20 protein-coding genes are annotated in these 25541 nt (G+C 72.1%); 5 read left to right on the top strand and 15 right to left on the bottom strand.

Features of this window, described 5'->3' with window-relative positions; genetic code table 11:
* Nucleotides 1-305: 305 nt before the first annotated feature.
* The 4 genes from ald to ACFY16_RS20880 form a co-directional block, all read right to left on the bottom strand.
* Entirely contained in the window at nt 306-1430 is a 1125-nt protein-coding gene (gene ald, locus ACFY16_RS20895) for an alanine dehydrogenase (protein WP_390648635.1), read from the bottom strand.
* Nucleotides 1431-1565: 135 nt separating this feature from the next.
* Nucleotides 1566-3629, bottom strand: coding sequence for a tetratricopeptide repeat protein (locus ACFY16_RS20890; protein ID WP_390648634.1), 2064 nt, complete (start codon nt 3627-3629; stop codon nt 1566-1568).
* Between the two features lie 182 nt (nt 3630-3811).
* Nucleotides 3812-4438, bottom strand: a complete 627-nt coding sequence (locus tag ACFY16_RS20885; protein WP_390648633.1) for an NUDIX domain-containing protein — start codon at nt 4436-4438, stop codon at nt 3812-3814.
* Between the two features lie 119 nt (nt 4439-4557).
* On the bottom strand, nt 4558-6222 hold the full coding sequence (locus ACFY16_RS20880; RefSeq protein WP_390648632.1) for a CTP synthase: 1665 nt from the start codon (nt 6220-6222) through the stop codon (nt 4558-4560).
* Between the two features lie 519 nt (nt 6223-6741).
* On the opposite strand from ACFY16_RS20880, the gene ACFY16_RS20875 reads away from it, so the two are divergent.
* Nucleotides 6742-8544: a glycoside hydrolase family 15 protein gene (locus ACFY16_RS20875; RefSeq protein WP_390648631.1), complete on the top strand. Its 1803-nt coding sequence runs from the start codon at nt 6742-6744 to the stop codon at nt 8542-8544.
* Between the two features lie 68 nt (nt 8545-8612).
* Nucleotides 8613-9995 (top strand): FAD-binding protein, encoded by a 1383-nt coding sequence (locus ACFY16_RS20870; protein WP_390648630.1) that lies wholly within the window; start codon nt 8613-8615, stop codon nt 9993-9995.
* On the opposite strand, the gene ACFY16_RS20865 is transcribed toward ACFY16_RS20870, so the two are convergent.
* Nucleotides 9982-10938: an LLM class F420-dependent oxidoreductase gene (locus tag ACFY16_RS20865; protein WP_390648629.1), complete on the bottom strand. Its 957-nt coding sequence runs from the start codon at nt 10936-10938 to the stop codon at nt 9982-9984. The two genes, ACFY16_RS20870 and ACFY16_RS20865, sit on opposite strands and share 14 nt — an antisense overlap.
* Before the next feature lie 89 nt (nt 10939-11027).
* On the opposite strand from ACFY16_RS20865, the gene ACFY16_RS20860 reads away from it, so the two are divergent.
* Nucleotides 11028-12686 (top strand): PucR family transcriptional regulator, encoded by a 1659-nt coding sequence (locus tag ACFY16_RS20860; RefSeq protein WP_390648628.1) that lies wholly within the window; start codon nt 11028-11030, stop codon nt 12684-12686.
* Here ACFY16_RS20860 and ACFY16_RS20855 read toward each other — a convergent pair.
* The 5 genes from ACFY16_RS20855 to ACFY16_RS20835 all read right to left on the bottom strand — a co-directional run bounded on the left by ACFY16_RS20855 (nt 12683) and on the right by ACFY16_RS20835 (nt 18165).
* The gene (locus tag ACFY16_RS20855) at nt 12683-13819 is read right to left on the bottom strand and encodes a glycosyltransferase family 4 protein (RefSeq protein WP_390648627.1); all 1137 of its coding nucleotides are present in this window, start codon (nt 13817-13819) and stop codon (nt 12683-12685) included. The genes ACFY16_RS20860 and ACFY16_RS20855 overlap by 4 nt on opposite strands.
* A 409-nt stretch (nt 13820-14228) precedes the next feature.
* Complete coding sequence (gene recN / locus ACFY16_RS20850) at nt 14229-15956, bottom strand: DNA repair protein RecN (RefSeq protein ID WP_390648950.1); 1728 nt, start codon at nt 15954-15956, stop codon at nt 14229-14231.
* Between the two features lie 142 nt (nt 15957-16098).
* Nucleotides 16099-17004: an NAD kinase gene (locus tag ACFY16_RS20845; RefSeq protein ID WP_390648626.1), complete on the bottom strand. Its 906-nt coding sequence runs from the start codon at nt 17002-17004 to the stop codon at nt 16099-16101.
* On the bottom strand, nt 17001-17816 hold the full coding sequence (locus tag ACFY16_RS20840; protein ID WP_390648625.1) for a TlyA family RNA methyltransferase: 816 nt from the start codon (nt 17814-17816) through the stop codon (nt 17001-17003). Before ACFY16_RS20840 ends, ACFY16_RS20845 begins: the two co-directional genes overlap by 4 nt.
* Nucleotides 17817-17871: 55 nt before the next feature.
* Nucleotides 17872-18165, bottom strand: coding sequence for a hypothetical protein (locus ACFY16_RS20835; protein ID WP_390648624.1), 294 nt, complete (start codon nt 18163-18165; stop codon nt 17872-17874).
* Between the two features lie 42 nt (nt 18166-18207).
* On the opposite strand from ACFY16_RS20835, the gene ACFY16_RS20830 reads away from it, so the two are divergent.
* Nucleotides 18208-18555, top strand: a complete 348-nt coding sequence (locus tag ACFY16_RS20830) for a sterol-binding protein (RefSeq protein WP_390648623.1) — start codon at nt 18208-18210, stop codon at nt 18553-18555.
* Here ACFY16_RS20830 and ACFY16_RS20825 read toward each other — a convergent pair.
* The 4 genes from ACFY16_RS20825 to ACFY16_RS20810 all read right to left on the bottom strand — a co-directional run bounded on the left by ACFY16_RS20825 (nt 18539) and on the right by ACFY16_RS20810 (nt 22829).
* The gene (locus ACFY16_RS20825; protein ID WP_390648622.1) at nt 18539-19405 is read right to left on the bottom strand and encodes an ABC transporter ATP-binding protein; all 867 of its coding nucleotides are present in this window, start codon (nt 19403-19405) and stop codon (nt 18539-18541) included. The two genes, ACFY16_RS20830 and ACFY16_RS20825, sit on opposite strands and share 17 nt — an antisense overlap.
* Nucleotides 19402-20487 (bottom strand): FecCD family ABC transporter permease, encoded by a 1086-nt coding sequence (locus ACFY16_RS20820; protein ID WP_390648621.1) that lies wholly within the window; start codon nt 20485-20487, stop codon nt 19402-19404. Before ACFY16_RS20820 ends, ACFY16_RS20825 begins: the two co-directional genes overlap by 4 nt.
* Nucleotides 20484-21527, bottom strand: a complete 1044-nt coding sequence (locus ACFY16_RS20815; RefSeq protein ID WP_390648620.1) for a FecCD family ABC transporter permease — start codon at nt 21525-21527, stop codon at nt 20484-20486. The genes ACFY16_RS20820 and ACFY16_RS20815 overlap by 4 nt, the downstream gene beginning before the upstream one ends.
* Nucleotides 21528-21803: 276 nt before the next feature.
* The gene (locus ACFY16_RS20810) at nt 21804-22829 is read right to left on the bottom strand and encodes an HAD hydrolase-like protein (RefSeq protein ID WP_390648619.1); all 1026 of its coding nucleotides are present in this window, start codon (nt 22827-22829) and stop codon (nt 21804-21806) included.
* A gap of 71 nt (nt 22830-22900) precedes the next feature.
* Between ACFY16_RS20810 and ACFY16_RS20805 the strand changes: the two genes are divergently transcribed.
* Nucleotides 22901-24184: a DUF1015 domain-containing protein gene (locus ACFY16_RS20805; protein WP_390648618.1), complete on the top strand. Its 1284-nt coding sequence runs from the start codon at nt 22901-22903 to the stop codon at nt 24182-24184.
* Nucleotides 24185-24255: 71 nt separating this feature from the next.
* Here the strand turns inward: ACFY16_RS20805 and ACFY16_RS20800 are convergent, their stop codons facing one another.
* Nucleotides 24256-25041 (bottom strand): hypothetical protein, encoded by a 786-nt coding sequence (locus ACFY16_RS20800; RefSeq protein WP_390648949.1) that lies wholly within the window; start codon nt 25039-25041, stop codon nt 24256-24258.
* Nucleotides 25042-25541: the final 500 nt, after the last annotated feature.

Here is a 25541-nt window from a genome sequence, read left to right as displayed (position 1 = left end):
AGGTCAGCGTGACACCATGCCGACGGTTGGCGACTCTATGGCGTGTCGGCGGTCCGCAGCAACACAATCCGCCGGACCCGGCAGGATGTGTCGGCAATGAAACATCCCTCTGTCAAGGGCGTACGGCCGTCGCACAGCAGGTTTCACCGGTGTACGAATCGGTTCAAGGGTTACGTTCGAGGCGAGTTGACCGAGAGCCGCAAAGTGACCATACACACATCCGGCCGGACCTTGTCGTGCAAGGTCCGGCCGGGTGCGCGGCGTTGACGATTCGTATTGACGTATCGCTTTTACCGTTTGGTGACTTAGCCGAGCAGCGCGTCGAGCTCGACGTGCTGCAGGCCGTGCGCTTCGGCGACCTCGCGGTAAACGACCTGGCCGTCATGGGTGTTGAGGCCCCTGGCCAGCGCGGCGTCGCGGCGCAGCGCCTCGACCCAGCCGTTGTCGGCCAGCGACACGATGTAGGGCAGCGTGGCGTTGGTGAGGGCGTTGGTGGAGGTGTTCGGCACCGCGCCGGGCATGTTGGCGACGCAGTAGAAGACCGAGTTGTGGACCCGGAAGGTCGGCTCGGCGTGGGTGGTGGGACGCGAGTCCTCGAAGCAGCCGCCCTGGTCGATCGCGATGTCGACAAGGACACTTCCCGGCTTCATCCGGGAGACGAGCTCATTGGTGACCAGCTTCGGGGCCTTGGCGCCCGGGATGAGCACCGCGCCGATGACGAGGTCGGCGTCGAGGACGGCCTTCTCCAGCTCGAAGGAGTTGGACATGATCGCCTTGACCTTGCTGCCGAAGACCTTGTCGGCCTCGCGCAGCTTGTTGATGTCGCGGTCCAGCAGGGTCACGTCGAAGCCCATGCCGACGGCGATCTGGACGGCGTTCCAGCCGGAGACGCCACCGCCGATGACGACGGCCTTGGCCGGGGTCACGCCCGGGACGCCGCCCGGCAGCACACCGCGGCCGCCTGCCGGACGCATCAGGTGGTAGGCGCCGACCTGCGGGGCCAGCCGGCCCGCGACCTCGGACATCGGGGCGAGGAGCGGCAGCCCGCGGCCCGGGAGCTCGACCGTCTCGTACGCGATCGCCGTGGTACCGGACTCCAGGAGGGCGTCCGTGCACTCCTTGGACGCGGCCAGGTGCAGGTAGGTGAAGAGCGTCTGGTCCTTGCGGAGGCGGTGGTACTCCTCGGCGATGGGCTCCTTGACCTTCAGCAGCAGGTCCGCGGCGGCCCACACCTCGTCGGCCGTCTCCAGGATCTGGCCACCGGCGGCGACGTACTCGTCGTCCGTGATCGACGAGCCGACACCGGCGCCTCGCTCGATGACGACCTGGTGGCCGTGGCGCACCAGCTCGTGCACGCCGGCAGGGGTGATGGCCACCCGGAACTCGTTGTTCTTGACCTCGCGGGGGATGCCGACCTTCACGTCGATCACGGTCCTTGGCTCAGAGGGTGTGGGGCAATGCAACACATACCCGGATGCATAGGGGCAGACGGGGATGCACCGCAGGAGAACGTGCGGCAGAGCCAGTCTAATGAAGGTGTTCCCGCTGTCTAGCCTTTCATTGCATCAATCTCCAGCGGATGTACTACGGATTTCGCAGGCGTTAGCGCTGTGTTCCGATGGTCCTGGCTCTGGATCGGTCTCCGGGAGCTCATTTCCCAGCATGCGCTCCGCCGCCCCCCGGTGCAGGCGGGCGGCCGCCGGGTCGCCCAGACGCTCCAGCGTGTCGGCCAGCCGCAGCTGGAGCGCGGCCTGCAGCCGTACGTCCTCGGCGCGGCGCGCCCACTCCACCGCCTCCCGGCAGGTGCGCAGCGACTCCTCCGGCCGGCCCGCGTACTCCTGGACGCGCGCCAGCTCGCTCAACGCCCTTGCCTGGGCGGCCACATCACCGTCCCTGCGGTGTCCGGAGGCCGCCACCCGCCAGTGGCGCAGCGCCTCGCCGTAGCGGCCCGCGTAGGTGTGCGCGGTGGCGATACGGCCGTACAGCCGGGCGGCGTCGGCGCGCTCGTCCCGGGCCAGGCGCTCGGCCAGGGCCCGGCCGAACCAGTCGGCGGCCCGGTCGTAGTCCCCCAGCTCCAGGTGCGCGCCACCTACGGATTCCATCGCGCGGCCGGTCGCATACGGGTCGTTCGCCTCACGTCCGGCGTCCAGCGCCGCCCGATACCGCGCCAGCGCCTCCACCGTGCGGCCGGTCTGCGCGTCCACGTCGGCGAGGTTCAGCAGCGCCGCGGCCTTCTCGCGCGGCAGGGCGCGGCGCTCGGCCACATCGAGGACGAGTCCGTGGATGCCATACAGGTCGGGGGCGGCGGCCTGGGTGCCGAAGTGCGCGACCATGGCTCTGACCAGCTGGGACATCAGGCGGCGGGCCAGCGTGTCCAGCTCCCCGTCGGCGACCGCGAGGCGGGCCGCGGCCAGCAGGGCGGGTCTGCGGACGGTCAGCCAGTCGGCGGCTGCCCTGGGGCTGGGGAAGCGCAGCGCGCTGGGCATGCCCTGGAGCTTCTCGCGCGCCTCGGGGTTGTCCGTCTCGGTGATCGCCCGGCAGGACTGCAGCAGCCGTACCGTGCGCTCCAGCATCCGGGCGCGGGCCAGCTGGAGCTCCGCGGGGCGGTCGTGGGTCTCGCTGAGGGCCACGAGCAGGGGGTGCAGACAGCCGGGGACCTCGTACTGCGGCAGCGGCGAGTCCAAGGGCCGCAGCAGGCCCAGGGCGACGAGGTCGTCGAGGGTGGCGCGGGCGCCGCTGACCGAGCAGCCGGCCAGGGCGGAGGCGGTGTGCGGGTCGATGAGGCCGGCCGGGGCGAGGGAGAGCAGTCGCAGTATCCGGGCGGCGGAGGCGGGCAGGGAGGCGTGGACGAGCCGGAAGACCCGGCTGAGGGGTGTGCCCTCGTCACCGTCCGTGTGCAGCTGCTTGGCGAGGTCGGCGACGGCCGCCTTGGGGCGGGTCGCAAGCCAGCCGCCGGCCAGCGTCAGCGCGGCGGGCTGGGCCCGGCACACCTCGACCAGACCCTCGGCGGCCCGCGGGTCGACCGTGATGCGGACCGAGCCGGTGTAGCGGGTCAGCAGCTCCAGTGCGGACTTCGTGTCGAGGCCGCCGATGGTGCACGGGCGGACGTCCGCGATCCCGGTCAGCGGGCCCCTGGCGACGGCCACCACCAGGCATTCCGGGGTGTCCGGGAGCAGCGCGTCGACCTGCTCCGCGCCGGCCGCGTCGTCCAGCAGGAGCAGCACCCTGCGGTCGGCGAGGGCGGTCCGCAGGGCCTCGCTCAGGTCGTCCTCGGCGGCGCCGGGCGGGGCCGGCCGGTCCAGCGCGGTGAGCAGCTCACGGGCGGCGCGCTCCACCGGCACGGGCGTGCCGTCGGGCTCGCTGAGACGGGCACGCAGCACACCGTCGTAACGCTCCGCGACTTCTCGTACGAGTTCCTCGGCGAGCGCCGTGCGTCCCGATCCGGGTCTGCCCGCGATGAGCAGGACGCGCGCGCGTGGCGCCTTCCTTCCGGAAAGAGTGTCGAGGCCCGCACGCTCGATGTCGGCGCGCAGCTCCTTCAACTCCCTTGTGCGGCCCAGGAAACGGCTCTCCATCGGCGTGCGTCCCGACAGCTGCACGCCGCCTGTGTCCACCGCCTGATCCGTCACGGGCCACACTCCCGTCCAACCGCACGCGCAAGCCCGCCGGGTCTCCGGTTCGGGCGTTTCCAGAGCCTAGTTCACGCTCTGCGACGTTCCGGGCGGAGCACGGCGGAGCACGACGGAGAGGTCCCCCGATCGGATCAGGCGATGGTCACACCGGGCGCGTGGCTTCCGGCGCCGAACCGGTGTCAGGCGTCGAAGGGACGCGCCGGCCACGGCGCCTCGGCCGGCCTCAGGGCGTCGAGCCCGTCCCCCCGCTGGGCGGCGACCAGCGAAAGGACGCCGACGACGAGGCAGTTGTTGTGCAGGTCGCCCGCGAGGACACCCCGGACGAGTTCCTCGACCGGCACGCGCGCGTGCTCCATGTCTGCCTCCTCGTCCTCCACCTCGAAGCGCTGTCCTTCGGCCTCGGACAGGTCGCGGGCGAGGAAGATGCGCACGGCCTCGTCGCAGCCGCCGGGCGTGGTGTAGACGTCGGTGAGGACCCTCCAGTCCTCGGCCTTGACGTGCGCCTCCTCGTACAGCTCGCGCTGGGCGGCGTGCAGCGGGTTCTCACCGGGCACGTCGAGCAGGCCGGCCGGGATCTCCCACAGCTTGTGGCGCACGGGGTGGCGGTACTGCCTGATGACCAGGACGCGGCCCTCCTCGTCGAGGGCGAGGACGGCGACCGAGCCGGGGTGGACCTGGTAGTCGCGGCGGACCACCGAGCCGTCGGGCATGACCACGTCGTCGGTGCGGACGGAGGTCTTGTTGCCCACGAAGGGGGTCTCCGTCGCCCGGATCTCCCACTGCTCGGGAGTGTCCTTGATCGTCATGCCCTGTCCTTTCACCCGTACAACAAAGACCGGTCACAGGTGCAGAAGAGACCGGTCAAAAGAAACCGGGGTGCTCACCTTTTGAAGGTTTGCACCCCGGCCACCGTACAACTGGTGTGTTACTCGGAAATCTCAGATGCCGCGACCTGTCGCTGCACGGCCGCCTTCACGAGGCCCGCGAACAGCGGGTGCGGACGCGTCGGCCGCGAGCGCAGCTCCGGGTGCGCCTGCGTGGCGACCAGGTAGGGGTGGACGTCGCGCGGGTACTCGACGTACTCGACGAGCTTGCCGTCCGGCGAGGTGCCCGAGAAGAGGATGCCGGCCTTCTTCTCCAGCTCCGCGCGGTAGGCGTTGTTCACCTCGTAGCGGTGACGGTGGCGCTCCTCGACGTACTCCTTGCCGTCGTACACCTCACGCACGATCGAGCCCTCGGCCAGCTTGGCCGGGTACATGCCCAGGCGCATCGTGCCGCCCATGTCGCCCTCGCCGGCGACGATGTCCAGCTGCTCGGCCATGGTGGAGATGACCGGGTGGGCGGTGGCCGAGTCGAACTCGGTGGAGTTGGCGTCGGTGATGTCGGCGAGGTTGCGGGCCGCCTCGATCACGATGCACTGCAGGCCCAGGCAGAGACCGAGCAGCGGAATCTTGTTCTCGCGGGCGTAGCGGATGGCGCCGACCTTGCCGAGCACACCGCGGTCGCCGAAGCCGCCCGGGATGCAGATGCCGTCGACGTCGGCGAGCTGCGCGGCGGCGCCGGCCTGGGTCTTGCAGTCGTCGGAGGTGACCCACTTGATCTTGACGCGGGCCTTGTTGGCGAAGCCGCCGGCGCGCAGCGCCTCGGTGACCGAGAGGTAGGCGTCGGGCAGGTCGATGTACTTGCCGACCAGGGCCAGGGTGATCTCGTGGTCGGGGTTGTGGACGCGGTCGAGCAGATCGTCCCAGGTCGTCCAGTCCACGTCACGGAACGGCAGGTCCAGCTTGCGGACGACATAGGCGTCCAGACCCTCGCCGTGCACGGTCTTCGGGATGTCGTAGATGGAGCGCGCGTCGGGGCAGGCCACGACCGCGTCCTCGTCGACGTCACACATCAGCGAGATCTTGCGCTTGATCGCGGTGGGCACCTCGCGGTCGCAGCGCAGGACGATCGCGTCCGGCTGGATACCGATGTTCCGAAGCGCCGCGACCGAGTGCTGGGTCGGCTTGGTCTTCAGCTCACCCGAGGGGCCGATGTACGGCAGGAGCGAGATGTGGACGACGAAGACGTTGTCGCGGCCGACCTCGTGCCGGACCTGGCGGACGGTCTCCAGGAACGGCAGCGACTCGATGTCGCCGACGGTGCCGCCGACCTCGGTGATCACGACGTCGACCTCGTCCGTCGCCATGCGGCGGATGCGGTGCTTGATCTCGTTGGTGATGTGCGGGATGACCTGGACGGTGTCGCCCAGGTACTCGCCGCGCCGCTCCTTGGCGATCACCGTGCTGTAGACCTGACCGGTGGTGACGTTGGCGGAGCCGTCGAGGTCGCGGTCGAGGAAGCGCTCGTAGTGGCCGATGTCCAGGTCGGTCTCGGCGCCGTCGTTGGTGACGAACACCTCGCCGTGCTGGAAGGGGTTCATCGTGCCCGGGTCGACGTTCAGGTACGGGTCGAGCTTCTGCATCACGACGCGCAGGCCCCGCGCCTTGAGCAGCATGCCGAGACTGGAGGCGGTGAGGCCCTTGCCGAGCGAGGAGGCGACACCCCCGGTGACGAAGATGTGCTTGGTCGTCGTTGATTTGGGCGGCATGGCCAAGAGGGGGCTCCCGTGGTCGCTGTCTGGGGGTGCGGTGCGGCTGTCCGGGCCGGAAGATGTCCGGTTTTTCGCGGAGGCGCCGTCGCTGCGGTTCGGGGGTTTCCTGCCCACCGGTCCACGGGCTACCAGGGTATCAGCGCCCGGGAGCGATGGCTTCCGGCCACGCTCTGCGCTCACGTCGACACGGACACGCACGGGTTACGCGCTTCTCACCGGATGCTCACCCGTTCGGCCAAGGCGCGTTGCCCGGAGCGGCACGCAGATCATCTACGTGCGTCGTATCCTGCTCGGACACTCGCTGGCGAGCCCGGCCGGACAACACGGCACCACCCCCGCCCGTAACCCACCGGAACAACGAGACCTCGTCAGTTCGTTGAGCAACAATTGGCTTTTTGCCTCAGAGCTGAGCGGCTGCTTTGCCTCACCGCTCAGCGACGCATTACAAACGACCCCTTGACCGCACTAGCGACAGCCCCATTCTGGGGTGACGTGGCCGTTCGACTGGAGTTGCACGTGGCCGGGCGCATCGAAGATTACGCACTCATCGGAGACATGCAGACAGCGGCGCTGGTCTGCCGGGACGGGACGGTCGACTGGCTGTGCCTGCCCCGCTTCGACTCGCATGCCATCTTCGCCGGTCTGCTGGGCACCGAGGAACACGGGTTCTGGCGCCTGGGCCCCGCCCACGCCTCCGACGCCCAGCCGCCCACGGCGGCCCGGCGCACCTACCGCGGCGACTCGCTGATCCTCGAGTCCGAGTGGGACACCCCGCGCGGCACGGTCCGCGTGATCGACTTCATGCCCCCGCGTGACGGCGCCCCGCAGCTGATCCGGATCGTGGAGGGCGTCTCGGGCCGCGTCCCGATGCGCTCGGCCCTCCGGATGCGTTTCTCCTACGGCCGGATCGTGCCGTGGGTGCACCGGCACGAGGGGCGCACCGTGGCCGTGGCCGGCCCGGACTCCGTGTGGTTCGACACATCCGCGGAGACCTACGGAAAGTCGCTGACGACGTACGCGGACTTCACGGTCGCACCGGGTGACCGGATCGCGTTCACGATTTCGTGGGAGCCCTCGCACACGGAGCCTCCGGCGCTGCCGGAGCCGGAGCAGTCGCTGGAAGCGACAGAGGAGTTCTGGCGCGAGTGGGTGGAGCACTGTACGTACCACGGTCCGTACCGCGAGGCCGTGGTCCGCTCCCTGATCACGCTCAAGGCCCTCACCTACGCCCCGACGGGCGGCATCGTCGCCGCCCCGACCACCTCCCTGCCGGAGGACGTCGGCGGCGTGCGCAACTGGGACTACCGCTACACCTGGCTGCGTGACGCGGCCATCACCCTTTCCTCGCTGCTGCGCACCGGTTACCGCGAGGAGGCCCGTGCCTGGCGCGAGTGGCTGCTGCGGGCCGTCGCCGGCGATCCGGAGAACCTCCAGATCATGTACGGCATCGCGGGCGAGCGCGAGCTCGGCGAGGCCGAGCTGGACTGGCTGCCGGGATACGAGAACTCCGCCCCGGTCCGGGTCGGCAACGGCGCCGCGCACCAGCTCCAGCTGGACGTGTACGGCGAGGTCACCGAGGCTCTGCACCTGGCCCACATGACGGGCCTGGCCCGCAACGACTACGCCTCCCTGCTCCAGCTGAAGCTGATCCGCTACCTGGAGGACCACTGGGACGAGCCGGACGAGGGCATCTGGGAGGTGCGCGGCCCGCGCCGCCACTTCGTGCACTCCAAGGTGATGGCCTGGGTCGCCGTCGACCGCACGATCAAGCTCATCGAGTCCGGTGACGCGGACGGCCCGCTGGAGAAGTGGCGCGAGCTGCGCGACGACATCCACCGGGACGTGTGCGAGCGGGGTTACGACAAGGAGCGCAACACCTTCACGCAGTCGTACGGCTCCAAGGAGCTGGACGCCTCGCTGCTGCTGATTCCGCAGATGGGCTTCCTGCCGCCGGACGACAAGCGCGTGATCGGCACGATCGAGGCGATCCAGCGGGAGCTGTCCACCTCGGACGGCTTCATCCTGCGCTACCCGACGGACGGCAGCAAGGAAGGCGTCGACGGCCTCCCCGGCGACGAGGGCGCCTTCCTCGCCTGCTCGTTCTGGATGGCCGACGACCTCGCGATGATCGGCCGCGTCGACGAGGCCCGCAAGCTGTTCGAGAAGCTGCTGGCCCTGCGCAACGACCTGGGCCTGCTCGCGGAGGAGTGGGACCCGCGGCTGCAACGCCAGGTCGGCAACTTCCCACAGGCCTTCAGTCACGTCCCGCTGATCGACACGGCACTGCGGCTGACGGCGTCCGGAGCCTACGGAGGCTGAACAGGCCCGCGCGGCCGCCCCCTCCTACGCTGGAAGTGACAGATGCCCCTTCCGGGAAGGGGGCGGCCATGGCTCCCTCATCGAAGGCGGGCGCGGCCCTCGCCGCGCTCCGCGAGGATCTGGCAGGCGACGTGTTCGCCCCGGGCGACGAGGGCTACGACGAGGCCCGGACCGTGTTCAACGCCATGATCGACCGGCGGCCCGCCGTGATCGCGCAGTGCGCGAACGAGGCCGATGTCGTCCGCTCGGTGCGCTTCGCCAGGGACCTGGACCTGCATGTCGCGGTGCGCGGCGGTGGGCACAGCGTGGCGGGCATGGCACTCGGCGACAACGCCCTCGTCGTCGACCTGCGCCGCCTGCACGACGTGACCGTCCATCCCGCGGCCGAGGCGGTACGGATCGGGGGCGGGGCCACCATGAGCCACCTGGACCGCGCCACCCAGCCGTACGGCCTCGCCACGACCGGCGGCCGGGCCTCGACCACCGGCGTCGGCGGCTTCGTGCTGGGCGGCGGTACGGGCTGGCTGGACCGCTGGTGCGGGCTGGCCGTCGACAACCTGCTGGGCGTGGAACTGGTCACCGCCGACGCCTCCCGCATCCACGCGAACGCCGACGAGAACCCGGAGCTGTTCTGGGCCCTGCACGGCGGCGGCGGCAACTTCGGCGTCGCCACCGCGCTCACCCTGAAGCTGCACGAGCTGCCGCAGTTCTCCGTCGCCGTGCTGCTGCACCTCCCCGAGTTCGGGCCCGAGGTCGTACGCACCTACCGGGGGGTCGTCGAGTCCGGCCCGGAGGAGGCGGGCGGCGCCGTGCTGTACCTCACGGGCCCGCCCGAGGAGTGGGTACCGCCGCACCTGGTCGGGCAGCTGCTGTGCGCCGCGGTGCTGACGTACGCGGGCGCCGAGGAGGACATGCGCAAGCTCGCCCAGCCGCTGCTGGCACTGCCGCACGAGTCGGAGATCGTGAGCGCGCTGCCGTACGCCGATTTCCAGACCATGCTCGACGATCCGCCCGGCATGCGGAACTACTGGTCGGCGGAGTACCTGACGGGCCTGCCCGACGAGCTGGTGGACGTCTTCTGCGCCCTCGCGGACAGCGTGCCCGTGCCGACCGGCACCCAGCACCTGCTGTTCCCACAGGGCGGCGCCATCGCCGCCGGCCCCGCGGAGTACCCGGTGCCCTATCGGGACGCGCCGTGGGCGGTGCACCCCTTCGGGGTCTGGGAGGACCCGGCGGACGACGAGCGGGCCGTGCGGTGGGTGCGGAGCGTGCGCGCGGGCGTCCAGCCGTGGAGCACCGGCGCGGTGTACCTCAACTTCATCGGCGACGAGGGCGCGGAGCGCGTGGATGCCGGCGTGGGCGCCGAGAACACCCTGCGGCTGGCCGAGGTGAAGCGGCGGTACGACCCGGACAACGTCTTCCGGTTCAACCACAACATCAGGCCGGCCTGAGTGCCGTGAGGGTGCGCTCCCCCGCCGGATCGGCCGCGGTGGCCGGAACCAGGGCGATCTCGTCGAGGCCGGCCTCGGCATAGGCGTCCATGCGGGCGCGTACGGCGTCGCGGTCGCCGACCAGGCCGACGGTGGCCGCCGCCGCGGGCGGGAGTGCGCGCAGCAGGGTGTCGCGGTCGGCGCCGGTCGCCGCCAGCTCCACCGCCTCGCCGAAGCCGGCCGCGGTGAACATGTCGCTGTAGCCCGGCACGGTCAGATAGCCCGCGATGCTCCGCAGGACCTGGTCGAGGGATTCCGGCCGCGGATCGACGGCCGCGGGCAGCCACGCGGCCAGCGTCGGCGGGGTACGGCCCGCCCGCTCGGCGGCGGAGAGCAGCTTGGCGCGCAGTTCGCGCACCTGCTCCGGGGAGACGATGTCGAGCAGCATGCGGTCGGCGTGGGCGGCGGCCACCGCGATCGCCCGGTCGCCGAACGCGGCCACGGTGAGTAGACCGCCGGGCGGCGGCAGACGGCGCCGGAAGGGGCTGCCGGGTACGACCGGCTCGCCCGGTGCGCCGTGCAGCAATCCCCGCACGGCCGCCGCGGACTCCGCCAGCACCGCCGCGGGCCGCACGCGTGGCCGCCCGTGCACGCCCTCGACCACCCGCTTGCTGGACGTCCCCAGGGCCACCCCGACCGGGCGGCCCACGACGGCCGCGCACGACGCGGCACCGCGGGCGAGGGTGTACGGGTCACGTACGGACACCGGCACGGGACCGGCCGTCAACACGGCCTGCCCGGTGCTCCGCCCGATCGCCGCGGCCAGCACGAACGCGTCCCACGTAGGCCCCTCACCCGCCCACACCTCGCGATAGCCGAGCCGGTCGGCCAGCACCCCGACCCGCAACGGCTCGTCGGCCGGGCTGTCGTCCTCGCGCCCCACGGCGACCACGCTGATGTCCATGATCCGGCGGCTACCCGGCCGCCCGGGCCCCAACCCCGAAGATCGATCGGAGATGTCGCCGGAACGTCCGCGCAGGTAGCGTCCGTCGCATGGACAGCCGCACGGACAGCCGCACCACAGACGACCGATTCGACAGCCAGGGCGCCGGCATCACCGTGCAGCGGGCGCTGGAGCTGCCGGGCCTGCGCAGCGGTCTCCCCGAGGTCCTCGCGGGCGCCGACCGGCTGCAGCGGACCGTGCGCTGGGTGCACGCGGGCGAGGTGCCGAACATCGCCTCGCTGCTCAAGGGTGGCGAGCTGCTGCTGACCACGGGGTACGGGCTCGGTACCCGCCCCGCCGACCAGCGCGCGTTCGTGCGCACCCTCGCCGAGCGCGGCATCGCGGCCCTGGTCGTCGAGCTCGGCCCGCGCTTCACCCGGCTGCCCGCCGCCCTGGTCGAGAGCGCGCGGACGGCCGGTCTCCCCCTGGTCCAGCTGCACCGCGAGGTGCCGTTCGTGGCGGTCACCGAGGAGATCCACACGGAGATCGTCAACGGCCACTACGCGCTGTTGCAGCGGGCGGAGGAGGTGCACCGCCGGTGTACCGAGGCCCTGCTGGGCGGCGGCGGAATCCCGCAGGTCCTCGGCATCCTCGCCGACTTCAGCGGCAACCCGGTCTTCCTGGAGACGACGGACGGCCGGCTCCTGTACGCCGCCGGAGCCGGACCCGAGGGCGCGGATCCGCTCCAGGTGTGGGAGGGGCTGCGCGGCCAGCACAAGGACACGCCGCCGCCGTCGGGCTCGGTACTCGTCGACGTGCCCGGCGGGGGCCCGGGAACGGGCTCGGTGCGCGCCCGGCTCGCGCTGCTCCCCGTACGCGCGCCCCTCGCCCCGGTGCACCGCATCGCCGCCGAACGGACCGCGGGCATCCTGGCCGTGGTCCTGATGCAGGCCCGCCAGGAGGAGGAGCTGGCGGCACGCGGCCGCGGCGACTTCCTGACCGATCTCGCCGAGGGCCGTGTCGCCGCGCAGGACGCTCCGGCGCAGGCGCGCGTGCTGGGCTTCAAGCCGGGCGACAGCCCACTGCTGCCGGTGGTCATGCGGCTGGGTGACGCGCTCTCCCCGGGCGGGGGCTGGGCGGTGCTGGCGCGCGCGGTCGCCGAGGAGCTGGCGTCCGTGGGAGTCCCGGTCCTGCTGGGCGTACGACCCGTCGAGGGCCGTGTCCCGCTCCTGCTGGGCCTGCGCTCGGAGTCGGAGCGGTCGGCGGTCGCGGACCGGGTCGCGGCGGCGCTGCGGGCCGGTGTGGAGCGGGCGGGGATGCAGCGGCCGGGAGCCCAGCCGCCGGTCGTGGTCGTCGGGGTGGCCGGTGGCTGGGCGGCAGCGTCGGCGGGCCTGCGGCACGCGGCGGAGACGGCGACCGCCGCCCAGGGCCTGTCCGACCGCCCCTGGTACGACGCCCGCCGCCTCGACATCGACCTGCTGCTGTGGCGGCTGCGCGACCACCCCGACCTGGCGGCCTTCGTGGACCGCGCGATCGGCCCCCTCCTCGACCACGACAACCGCTCCAAGCCACCGCTGCTGCCCACGCTGCAGACCTACCTGGCCCACGCCGGCCGCAAGGCGGAGACGGCCCGCGAACTCCACCTCAACCGCCAGACCTTGTACAACCGCCTCGCCCGTATCGGCGAGTTGCTGGGCACGGACCTGGACGACCCGCAGACGGTACTGGCGTTGAGCCTGGCGCTGCGGGCACGACGGCACGTGCCTTAGATCAACGGCCGGGGCTGCGTCAACTCGTCGTAGACGCTGAGGACCTGGGCGACGGTCTCGTCCTCGGTCGGCCAAGTGGCCGCCTGCCGGGCGCCCTTCTCGGTCAGGAGTTCTCGGTGCCCGGGGTCGTCGAGGAGGCGTACGACGGCTTCGGAGAGCGCCTCGGCGTCGCCGTAGGGGACGAGTTCGGCGGCGTCGCCGACGAGTTCGGGGATGCCGCCGACGCCGGTCGCGACGAGCGGCACGCGCGCGTGGAGGGCCTCCTGGGCGAACACGGAACGCGACTCCCACCGGCTCGGCAGCAGTGCGAGATCCGCGGCGGCGATCAGCTCGCCCACGTCGTCGCGCCGCCCGATGAGCCGCACCGGCAGTCCCTCGTCCTCGATACGGCGCTGGAGCACCGCCCGCAGCGGGCCCTCCCCCGCGATGACGACCAGCGGTACGGGGTCGCGTCGGCGCCACGCGCGCGAGGCGTCCAGCAGCACCTCGTATCCCCGGTGCGGGTCGAGGGAGCCGACGGCCATCAGCAACGGACGTCCGGTGGCGCCGAGTTCGGCCCGGGTCTTGGGGCGGCGCCGGTCGGGGTCCTCGGGCTCGACGGGGCTGCGGGGCCCGGGCAGGGCGACGGCGGCGAGCCGCGCGTCCCTCGCGCCCGTGCGGCGGGCCCGGTCCACGAGGGCCGAGGTGGTGCCGAGCACCACGGTGGCCGCCTTCACCACCCGTCGCTCCAGCAGGCGCACGAGATGGGCGCGCGCGCCCTCGGCGTGCGCGCGGTCGTGCCAGGTGACGACGAGCGGGGTACGCCGCCCGCTGAGGGCGAGCACGGCCCGGAAGGAGGCGTGCAGCCCATGCGCGTGCACCAGGTCGGCCTCCGCGCAGGCGGCCCGCAGCGCCGCCACGGAGCCCGGGTCGCTGCTGCGCGGCACGTGCACGTGTTCGGCGCCGGCGCCCGTGAAGTCGTAGAGGTGATCGGCCTCGTCGGGGGCGCACACCGTGACGCGCACGCCCCGTGCGGCGAGCCCCGCGGTCAGGGAGCGCACGTGTGCGCTGCTGCCGGCGTTGCCTCCGCCCAGCACCTGCACGGTGCGCAGTGGCGACTGGCCGTGCGGTGAGGGGCTGCTGACGGGGCTCACGTAGCCGGGGGCTCCTGGTTCGGCATCGGACGGTCACGACGAAACGTACAGAAGGATCGGGCGCTGGGGGTCTGCCGCGCGGTTTCCTCCATGTCCTACGCCAAGGATGCCAGGACGTACGGGTGTTCCGGGAACCCCGAGGTGACCGACTCCTTCCGGCACGACCGCACGGGTCACTCACACGAGTGAACGCGCCGCCTCACTCACCCGGTCGCCGCAGACCGCCACAGCCACGACGGCGGCGACGTCGACGGCCGGCCCCGCACGCCCGTTCGCGGCGACGATCGCGGCACCGAGAACGGCCGGACCCGCCGGCCCGTCAGACCCCCCGGCCCCCCGGCCCGTCAGACCCCCCGGACCCGTCAGACCCGTCACACCCACCGGCGCGAGGCGTCGCCCAGGGCGGGTCCTAGGCGTCCGCCCGGGCCGCCGCCAGCAGCTCCTCCGCATGTGCTCGGGCCGTCTCCGAGTCCTCCTGGCCGGCGAGCATCCGGGACAGCTCCCGGATCCGGTCCTCCCCTTCGAGCACCTTCACACCGGAGCGGGTCACCGACCCGTCGTTGGTCTTCTCGACCAGCAGCTGCCGGTCGGCGAAGGCCGCCACCTGCGGCAGGTGCGTGACGACCACCACCTGCGCGGTCTTGGCGAGCCGCGCGAGCCGCCGCCCGATCTCCACCGCCGCCTTGCCGCCGACACCGGCGTCGACCTCGTCGAAGAGGTAGGTCGGCACCGGATCCGTCCCGGCGAACACCACCTCGACCGCCAGCATCACGCGCGAGAGCTCACCTCCGGACGCGCCCTTGGCGATGGGCCGCGGCGGGGCACCCGGGTGTGGGGCCAGCAGCAGCTCCACCTCGTCGACACCGAACGGCCCGTACGCGACCGTGCGCCCGCCGACCTCGACGCCCTCCGGGTCCTCCGTCTGCCGGATGTCGAACGACACGCGCGCGTGGGGCATGGCCAACGAGGCCAGCTCCGCGGTCACGGCGGCGGCGAACCGCTCGGCCGCCTCGACGCGCGCGTCCGTCAAGGCCTGTGCGAGTCCGCCCAGTTCGCTCCGCAGCGCGTCCCGTTCGGCGGTCAGCTCTTCGATCCGCTCGTCGTCGCCGTCCAGCTCGGTCAGCCGCGCGGCGCTCCGCTCGGCCCAGGCCAGCACCGAAGCTGTGTCCTGGCCGTCCCGACCGTACTTCCGGGTCAGCGCGGTGAGCGCCGCCCGCCGCTCCTCGACGGCCGACAGCCGCAGCGGATCGGCGTCCAGGTCGTCGGCGTACCCCGCCAGCTCCCCGGCCACGTCGCCCAGCAGGATCCCGATCTCCCCGATCCGGTCGGCGAGCGCGGCCAGCGCCGGATCGTGCGAGCGAACGGCCTCCAGGGCCCGCTGTGCGCCCGCGACGAGCGTCGCCGCGTCGATGCCCTCGGGGTCCTCCGGATTGCCCGCGAGAGCGGCGTGTGCGGCCGTCGCGGCCGACGACAGCGCCTCCGCGTGCCCGAGCCGCTCCGCCTCCTCGGCCAGCTCCACGTCCTCGTCGGCGCGTGGCTCGACCGCCGCGACCTCGTCGAGGCCGTAGCGCAGCATGTCGGCCTCCTGGGCCCGCTCACGCGCGCGCGTGACGATCTCGTCGAGCTCGACGGCCACGGCCCGCAGCCGCCGATAGGCCTCCGTGTACTTGACGAGCGGACCGGCGACCGCGTCGCCCGCGTACCGGTCCAGCGCCTGCCGCTGCCGCGAGAGCTTCAGCAGCCCCTGCTGGTCGGTCTGCCCGTGCACGGCCACCAGCTCGTCGGCGAGCTCCGCGAGCACCCCCACGGGCACGCTCCGCCCGCCCAGATGCGCTCGCGACCGCCCCTCGGCGGAAACGGTACGGCTGATCAGCAGAGCTCCGTCGTCGAGCTCGGCCCCCGCCTCCTCCGCCCGTACGACCGCGGCCGCGCCCGTGGGCACGGCGATGCGCCCCTCCACGACCGCGTTCTTCGCCCCGATCCGCACGAGCGCCGCGTCCGCACGCCCGCCCAGCAACAGCCCCAGGCTGGTGACGACCATGGTCTTGCCCGCACCCGTCTCACCGGTGACCGCGGTGAACCCGGGCGACAGCTCGACAACAGCGTCGTCGATGACTCCGAGCGACCGTATCCGCATCTCCTCCAACACGGACACGACCTTACGAGGTCGGGGGCGGGATGTGCGACGGCACCCGCCCCGGTTACGAGAAGCCGCAGGTGGAGGAGAGCGGATCGGCGGCTTTTGTCACCCGGGCGAGTGGACCGACGTCAGGGAACCGCTACGGCCGAGCCCCGCGCCACCCGGACACGGGCAACGCGAACTTCGCCACCAGTCGATCAGTGAACGAAGCGTGGTGCAGCCGAGCCAGCCGCACCGGCACGGCTCCCCGCCGCACCTCCACCCGTGCCCCCGGCGGCAGCTCGACGGTCCGCCGCCCGTCACACCACAAGACCCCGGGCTGGATGTGCGGCAGCACCTCGACGGCCAGCACGGAATCGGGCGAAGTGACCAACGGCTTCGCGAACAGCGCGTGCGCGCTGATCGGCACCATCAGCAGCGCCTCCACCTCCGGCCACACCACGGGCCCGCCCGCGGAGAAGGCGTAGGCCGTCGACCCGGTCGGGGTCGACAGGACGATCCCGTCGCAGCCGAAACCCGTCACCGGCCGGCCGTCGATCTCCAGCACGACCTCGAGCAGCTTCTCGGCGGACACCTTCTGCACGGCCGCCTCGTTCAAGGCCCAGTCCGTGTGCACGATGTCGCCGTTGCGATGCACGACGACGTCGACGGTCATCCGCTCCTCGACCTCGTACGACTTCGTCACCACCCGGTCGACGACCTTGTCCAGGTCGTCCCGCTCGGCCTCGGCGAGGAACCCGACGCTGCCGAGGTTCACACCGAGCATCGGCACCCCGGACGCCCGCGCGAACTCGGCGCCACGCAGCAGCGTGCCGTCACCGCCGAGGACGATGAGCAGTTCGCAGCCCTCCAGGCACTGCGGGGTGGCCTCCTTGACCAGCTCCACCTCCTCCGGCAGCGGCAGGTCGGGCGCCTCGGCCTCCAGGACGCGCACTCCGATACCGGACTGCAGCAGTCCCTTGACCACGAGTTCGGCGCTGCGGATGGCCGCCGGCCGCCCGGTGTGGGCGAGCAGGAAAACAGTTCGAGCTCGGTTCTCTGTCAACGCGGCCCCTCCGCCACTGCACGGTCAACGTCGGCCGGGTCGAGTTCGGGTGCGCCGGCCCGCAGCCACAGAAAGTACTCGACGTTGCCCGAGGGCCCGGGCAGCGGACTCGCGGTGACACCCTTCACCCCGAGTCCCAGCTCCCACGCCTTCCCGGCCACGCCCCGCACGGCGTCCGCCCGCAGCTGCGGACTCCGTACGACTCCCCCGCTCCCCAGCCGTTCCTTCCCCACCTCGAACTGCGGCTTGACCATCATCACCAGGTCGGCGTCCGGCTTCACGCACCGCGCCAGGGCCGGCAGCACCAGCCCGAGCGGGATGAAGGACAGATCGCCCACGACAAGATCCACAGGTTCCCCATCGATCGCTTCAAGCGTCAACTCGCGTACGTTCGTACGGTCCTTGACGGTGACGCGTTCATCGCTCTGAAGAGACCAGGCGAGCTGTCCGTACCCGACGTCGACGGCGACGACGTGCGCGGCCCCCGCCCGCAGCAGTACGTCGGTGAAGCCGCCGGTGGACGCACCCGCGTCCAGCGCCCGCCGCCCCTCCACGACCAGGCCCTCCGGCACGAACGCCGCGAACGCCCCGGCGAGCTTGTGGCCTCCGCGCGACACGTACTCGGGGTCGCCGTCGTCGGACGCGACGACGATCGCCGCCGCGGTCTCCACCTGCGTGGCGGGCTTGGTCGCGACGGTCTTGCCGACGGTCACCCGTCCTGCGGCGATCAGCTGGCTGGCGTGCTCGCGCGAACGCGCGAGCTTCCTGCGGACCAGCTCCGCGTCCAGACGGCGGCGTGCGACTCCTGCCACGTTCGGTTCAGCTCCTCGTCCCGTACGGCGATTGAAAGGTGCGACCCGAAGGATCTCATTGAGGGGTGGTGGTCGGGTGGCGGGTGGGAGCCGGAGGCCCCGGGCGTGCGTCCAGCGCGGTGAGCACGTCGCGCAGCCCCCGGTGCACATCCTCGTACACCTCGACGTGTCCGTCGGTGGCGAGGTGATCGGCATCACCGAGCCGCTCCAGATGGGCGTCGACCTCGGCGTTGCCGGTGGGGGCGCGGGGCACGTCCAGCGGAGCGGGAGCGGCGGGGTCGTACGCGGGCTCGGCCTGCGGAACCGCCGCTTCCGCCCGGGTGTCGGCCTCGGGCACAGAGTCGCTCATGCCCTGACGCTACCTCGAACCGCTGGGGTACCGTCGATCACCATGGCCACGATCGAGGAGTGCCGCGCCGCGCTCGAGAAGCTCGCCGACAACATGGGGGGCGCCGAGGGCGATGTCCGCGCGGCCGCCGCCCTGGACCGCTCGGTGAGCTGCCGCATCACCGACCTGGACGTCACGTTCGCCGGCCGGCTCACCGGCGGCCGGATCGAGGTGCTCGACACCTTTCCGGGCCCTCCGCGCGAGAAGGCCGAGATCCGGCTGACCATGGCCGGCGACGACCTGGTGGCGCTGGTCGGCGGCGGGCTGAACTTCGCCAAGGCCTGGGGCTCGGGCCGGGTGAAGCTGGAGGCGAGCCTGTTCGACCTGTTCCGGCTCAGGAAGCTTCTGTAGCGGCGACCTTCGCTTCCGTACGTGCCCTGCGTGCCGCCGGCACCACCAGGGGCGTCCCCGTCTCCGGGTCGTCGATGATCTGGCAGCGCAGCCCGAAGACCTCCTCGACCAGCTCGGCCGTGACGACGTCGCAGGGCGCGCCCTGCGCGATGACCTGGCCGCCGCGCAGGGCGATGAGGTGGGTGGCGTACCGGGCGGCGTGGTTGAGGTCGTGCAGGACGGCGACCAGCGTGCGGCCCTGCTCCTCGTGCAGTTCGGCGCACAGGTCGAGGACGTCGATCTGGTGCTGGATGTCCAGGTACGTCGTCGGCTCGTCGAGCAGCAGCAGCGGCGTCTGCTGGGCGAGCGCCATCGCGATCCACACGCGCTGGCGCTGACCGCCGGACAGCTCGTCCACGTAACGGTCGGCGAGCTCGGCGACACCGGTCTGTGCCATGGACTCCCGCACGACCCGCTCGTCCTCGGCGGACCACTGGCGCAGGATCCCCTGGTGCGGGTAGCGGCCACGGCCCACCAGGTCGGCGACGGTGATCCCGTCGGGCGCGATCGACGACTGCGGCAGCAGGCCGAGGGTCCGGGCGACCTTCTTCGCGGGCATCGACTGGATGACCTGCCCGTCGAGCAGCACCCGGCCCTCGCTCGGCTTCAGCATCCGCGACAGCGCCCGCAGGAGCGTCGACTTGCCGCACGCGTTCGGACCGACGATCACCGTGAACGAGTTGTCGGGGATCTCCACCGACAGCTGTTCGGCGATGACGCGCTGGTCGTAGGCGAGGGTGACGTTCTCTGCGGACAGACGGTTCACGGTGCTCCTTCGGTTGTTCAGCCCGCTGCTGGGGTCGGCGCTCATATCCGGCCCGCCCTGCGCTCGGTGACCAGCAGCCACAGCAGGTAGACGCCGCCGAGCACGCCGGTGACCACGCCCACGGGCAGCTGGTCGGCGCCGAAGGCCCGCTGCGAGGCCCAGTCGGCGGTGACCAGGAGGGTGGCGCCCATGCACAGGGACGGCACGAGGTTCGGCCCGGGCGAGCGGGTCAGCCGCCGGGCGAGCTGCGGCGCGGTGAGCGCCACGAAGCTGACGGGGCCTGCGGCGGCGGTGGCGGTCGCGGTCAGCAGGACGGCGGCCACCAACAGCAGCAGCCGTACGCGCTCCACGCGCACCCCCAGGGCGTTGGCGACGTCGTCGCCCATCTCCATCATCCGCAGCCCGCGGGCGTTGGCGAGGACGAGCGGTACGAGCACGGCGCACAGGGCGAGCAGCGGCCAGACCTGTTCCCAGCCGCGGCCGTCGAGGGACCCGGTCATCCAGACGACGGCCCGGGCCGCGTCGACGAGGTCGGACTTGGTCAGCAGATAGCCGTTGACCGCCGTGACGACCGCGGACACACCGATGCCGACCAGCACCAGCCGGTAGCCGTGGACGCCCTGCCTCCAGGACAGCAGATAGATGGCGAGTCCGGTCACCAGACCGCCCACGAGCGCGCCGACGGTGACCTCGTTTGCGTCCCCGGACAGCAGCACGATCACCACGAGCGCGCCGGCCGTCGCCCCTTGCCCGAGGCCCAGCACGTCCGGACTGCCCAGCGGATTACGGGAGACGGACTGGAACAGCGCACCGCCGAGCCCGAGCGAGGCGCCCACCAGGAGTCCGACGAGGACCCGCGGCAGCCGCAGCTCGTTGACGATGAACTCCTGCCCCGGACTGCCGTCGCCGACCAGCGTCTTGAGCACGTCGCCGGCCGGGATCGGGAAGTCGCCGGTGCCGATCAGCACGACGCTCGCGGTGAACGCGGCGGCCAGCAGCAGCACGACGACGGTGAACGCGCGGACGTCCAGGCGGAGGGAGAACCCGCCCGCCGTGCGCAGCGCGCGGGTGGCCCGGTTCGCCCCTGTGGCCTCGGTGGCCCCGGGGGTCTTCAGTGCGGTCTTCACAGCTGCGCCGTCCTCCGCCGTCGTACGAGAAAGATGAAGACCGGGCCGCCGATGAGCGCGGTGACGATGCCGACCTGGAGTTCCGAGGGCCGCACGACGACCCGGCCGATGACGTCCGCGCCGAGCAGCAGCACGGGCGAGAGGACCGTGGCGTACGGCATGATCCAGCGCATGTCGGGCCCGGTGAAGGACCGCACGATGTGCGGGACCATCAGCCCGACGAACACGATGGGGCCGCAGGCTGCGGTCGCGGCTCCGCACAGCACGGTGGCGGCGAGCATGGACAGCGCCCGGGTGCGGTTGAGATGGGCGCCCAGCGCCTTCGCGGTGTCGTCGCCCATGGACATGGCGTTGAGCGGCCGGGCGAGCGCGAGGGCGAGGATCGTGCCGACCGCGATGAACGGCAGCACCTGGGTGATGGTCGAGTCGGTCGCCGACGACAGGGACCCCACCGTCCAGAATCGCATCCTGCCCAGCGCCGCGTCATCCATGATCATCACGGCCTGGACATAGCCGTAGAGCGCGGCGCTGATCGCGGTGCCGGCGAGCGCGAGGCGCACCGGGGTGGCACCGCGGCTGCCGCCGAGGAACCAGACCAGCGCGCCGACGGCGGCCGCGCCGAGGAAGGCGAACCACACATAGCCGCTCAGGCTGGTGACACCGAAGTAGGTGATGGCCGTGACGACCGCGGCGGACGCGCCCGCGTTGATGCCGAGCAGCCCGGGGTCGGCGAGCGGGTTGCGGGTGAGCGCCTGGAGGACGGCCCCCGACAGGCCGAGCGCCGCGCCGGCGAGCAGTCCGAGCAGGGTCCGCGACAGCCGCTCGTCGACCACGACGTCGCCGTACGTGCCCGTGTTCGTGAACAGGCCGTGCCAGACCTGCCCCAGGGACAGCTCCTTCGCCCCGATCGCGATACTCGTCAACACGACGAGCGCCAGGACCGCGACGGAGACGAGCAGCCCAAGACTGCGTATCGCCCTGCGGGTTGGGGGCGCGGGGGCGGTCTCCGCGCGCTGTTCTGGAGGACTGTCAACCAACACCCGGTTAGGTTAGCCTACCCTCGCATTGACCTCGATCCCCCGTCACGGCCGTTCCCAGGCTCACAGGTTCGCGTCGCCGAGGAGCTTTCCCAGCGCGGATTCGCCATGGAGACGCACCGCTGGCTTCCACAGCGAAACACACGGCCGGATTCACGGCGGAGACGCAGGGGTCCGCCCCGCTGCGGAGGCACACGACCCGACTCGCGGCGAAGACGCACCGCCCGACTCACCGCGCAGACGCACCACCCGGCCCTCAGCGGAGACGCACCGCCCCGCTCACAGCCCCAGCCGCGCCAGCGCCTTCCCTCCGTCCAGCCCGCACGGACCCTCCCCGGCCGCCGTCCATGCCGCCGCACACAGCGCGCGCAGCCCGTCCAGGGCTTCTCCGTCGCCCTCCAGCTCCAGCTCGGCACCGGCGGTCGCCGTCCAGCCGCCGCACCGGAAGCCCTCGCCTGCCTCGGTGACCTCCGGCTGCCCGGTCAGCAGCCCCCGCAGATCGGCGTCGACATACGTCGGCCGGTGCTGCGGCGGCGCGGCGAGCAACCGCGCGCCGTCGGTCACGCCGGTCAGCACGAGCAGTGAGTCGACGTCTCCGTTGAACGCACCCTCGATGTCCGTGTCCAGCCGGTCCCCCACCACGAGCGGCCGCTCGGCACCCGTGCGCAGAATCGTCTCCCGGTGCATCGGCGGCAACGGCTTGCCAGCCACCTGCGGCTCGGCACCCGTCGCGATGCGTACCACCTCCACCGCGGCCCCGTTGCCCGGTGCGATCCCGCGCGCGCCGGGAATCGTCAGGTCGGTGTTGGACGCGAACCACGGAACCCCGCGCGCGATGGCGTAGCACGCCTCCGCGAACCGCCCCCACGCGAGCTGGGGACCGCCGTACCCCTGCACCACGGCCACCGGATCGTCCTCCGCGGACTCGACGGGCTCCAGCCCGCGCTCGCGCAGCGCGACCCGCAGCCCGTCCCCGCCGATGACCAGCACCCGGGATCCGGTGGGCACCTGCTCACTGATCAGCCGTGCCACCGCCTGCGCCGACGTGATGACGTCGACCGCGCCCGTCGGTATCCCCAGCTCGGTCAGGTGCTCGGCGACCGCGTCCGGCGTCCGCAGGGCGTTGTTCGTGACGTACGCCAGATGCATCCCGCCCGCGCGGGCCGTGGCGAGCGACTCGACCGCGTACGCGATCGCGTTCCCGCCCGCGTACACCACCCCGTCCAGGTCGAGCAGCGCCGTGTCGTACGCCTCGCTCAGGGCCTGCCCACTGCCCTCGGGACTCGTCCTGACGCTCCGGCTCATTCCACATCGCTCCTCGTTCGATCCCTTTGCCCGATCATCTCTCATGCCACTGACACACGTACGATGCCGGGATGAACTCTGCAGGTCACTCGGAAGCAACGGCGCCCCGAGGCCTGGAACTCACCCCGTTCCGAGGCCTGCGCTACGACCCCGAACGGGTCGGCAGTCTGGCTGCCGTGACGTCACCTCCGTACGACGTCGTAGTACGGCCCGACGGCGTGTACCACCTCCAGTCCGCCGACCCGCACAACATCGTCCGCCTGATCCTCCCGCAGGACGGCACCCCCAGCGCCCGCAACGAACGCGCGGCCGACACCCTGCGCCGCTGGCTGGACGAGGGCGTCCTGACCGCCGACCCCGAGCCCGGCCTGTACCTCTACGAACAGCGCGACGGCGCGGGCCTGCTCCAGCGCGGCATCATCGGCGCCCTGCGTCTGACCGAGCCGTCGGAGGGCGTGGTCCTGCCGCACGAGGACGTCATGCCGCACGTCGTCGCGGACCGCACAGCCCTGATGCGCGCCACCTCCGCGAACCTCGAACCCCTGCTGCTGACCTACCGCGGTGACGGCGCCACGGCCGACGTCATCGAACGCACCGCCGAACAACCCCCGCTCCTGTCGACGACCACGGAGGACGGATTCAGCCACCGTCTCTGGTCGATCAACGACCCCACCGACCTGGCGTGCGTCCAGACGGACCTGTCCCACCACCAGGCCCTGATCGCGGACGGCCACCACCGCTGGGCGACGTATCTGCGTCTACGCGCGGAGCACCCCTCCCCCAGCCCCTGGGACTACGGCCTGGTCCTTCTCATCGACACCGTCCGCTACCCGCTCCGCGTCCGCGCGATCCACCGCCTCCTGCACACCCTGCCGGTCGCCGACGCCCTGGCCGCCCTCGACGGCCTGTTCCGCGTACGTCGCCTCGACGTGCCGCTGCTGGAGGCCCTGGCGACACTCGCCGACGCGGCCTGCGCCGGCAACGCCTTCCTGCTGGCCGGCGACGGCGGCTTCCACCTGGTCGACCGCCCGGACCCGGACCTCCTGGCCCGTACGGTCCCCGCCGACCGCCCGGCGGCCTGGCGCACCCTGGACGCCACCGTTCTGCACACCACCCTCCTCGAACATGTCTGGCACATCCCCGAGGACTCCCCCGCCCACATCGCCTACATCCATGACACGGCCGCCACGGTCGAGAAGGCGGAACGCGACGGCGGTACGGCCGTCCTCATGCACCCGGTCCGCGAGGAGGTCGTCCGCGATCTCGCCCGCCAGGGCGTCACCATGCCCCGCAAGTCGACGTCGTTCGGCCCGAAACCGGCGTCGGGTCTGGTGCTGCGTGCGCTGGAGCTCTGACAACTCCGGCTCCGACATATGAAAGGGCGGGACCCCGTTGCCGGGATCCCGCCCTCACTCACTGATGGACGTCAGTCCTTGTCGTCCGACTTCTCATCGGCCCGGCCGTCGTCGTCGCTGCCGTCCACGTCGCCGTCGCCGTCCGCCTCGGAGACGTCCTGGGACTCGTCCTCACTGTCGTCGAGGGCGTCGACGAACTCCACCCCGTCCAGCTCGGCGAGCCGGTCAGAGGCGTCCGTGCTGGCGTCGCGGTCGGCCTCGACGGCCTTCGCGAACCACTCCCGGGCCTCGCTCCGCCGGTCGGCGGCGAGCAGTGCGTCGGCGTACGCGTACCTCAGCCGCGCGGTCCACGGCTGTACGGAGTTGGAGGCCAGCTCGGGGCTCTGCAGCGTCACGATGGCCGCGTCCAACTGCCCCATGTCACGCCGGGCGCCGGCCGCGACGAGCCGCATCTCGACCTGCCCGGCCTTGTCGAGCTTGTGCACCTCGGGCGCGCCGGCCATGTCCAGGGCCTTTTCCGGCCGTCCGAGCCCGCGCTCGCAGTCGGCCATGACGGGCCACAGCTCAACGGTGCCGGTCATCCGCCGCGCGGCCCGGAACTCCGCGAGCGCCTCGCTGTACTTCTGGTTCGCGTACGCGGCGAACCCGGCCGCCTCGCGCACGGCAGCGACACGGGACGCAAGGCGCAGGGCGATCCTGGAGTAGGCGTAGGCGCCCTCGGGGTCCTCGTCGATCAGCCGCGCGACCATCACCAGGTTCTTGGCGACGTCCTCCGCGAGCGTCTTCGGCAGGCTCTGCAGCTCCTGCCGTACGTCCTGGTCGATCTCGTCGCCGGTGACGTCCTCGGCGATCGGCAGCCGCTTGATCGGCTCGCGGTCCCGGTCGCGCTCGTCACGGAAGCGCCCGCCGCCGCGCCGGTCGTCACGACGGTCGTCACGGCCACGGAAGCCACCGGGACGCCCGGAGCGGTCATCACGACGGTCATCGCGGCGGGGACCACGGCTGCCCCCGCGATCATCCCTGCCCCGGAACCCCCCGCGATCACCCCGGCTGTCGTCACGACGGACATATCCCCCGCGGTCTCCACGGTCCTCCCCCCGCCGGTCGTCGCGGCGGTCGTCGCGGCGGTCCTCGCGGCGGTCCTCGCGGCGGTCGTCACGGCGGTCGTCACGGCGGTCGTCACGGCGGAAGGTTGGGCGGTCACCGCGGTCGTCACGACGGAAGGAGGGACGCTCACCACGATCATCACGACGGAAGGGAGGACGCTCACCACGATCATCACGACGGAAGGGAGGACGCTCACCACGATCATCACGACGGAAGGGAGGACGCTCACCACGATCATCACGACGGAAGG

This window comes from Streptomyces sp. NPDC001315 (genome assembly GCF_042896175.1).
Lineage (GTDB): Bacteria > Actinomycetota > Actinomycetes > Streptomycetales > Streptomycetaceae > Streptomyces.
This window is presented reverse-complemented; position numbering and strand designations above follow the sequence as displayed.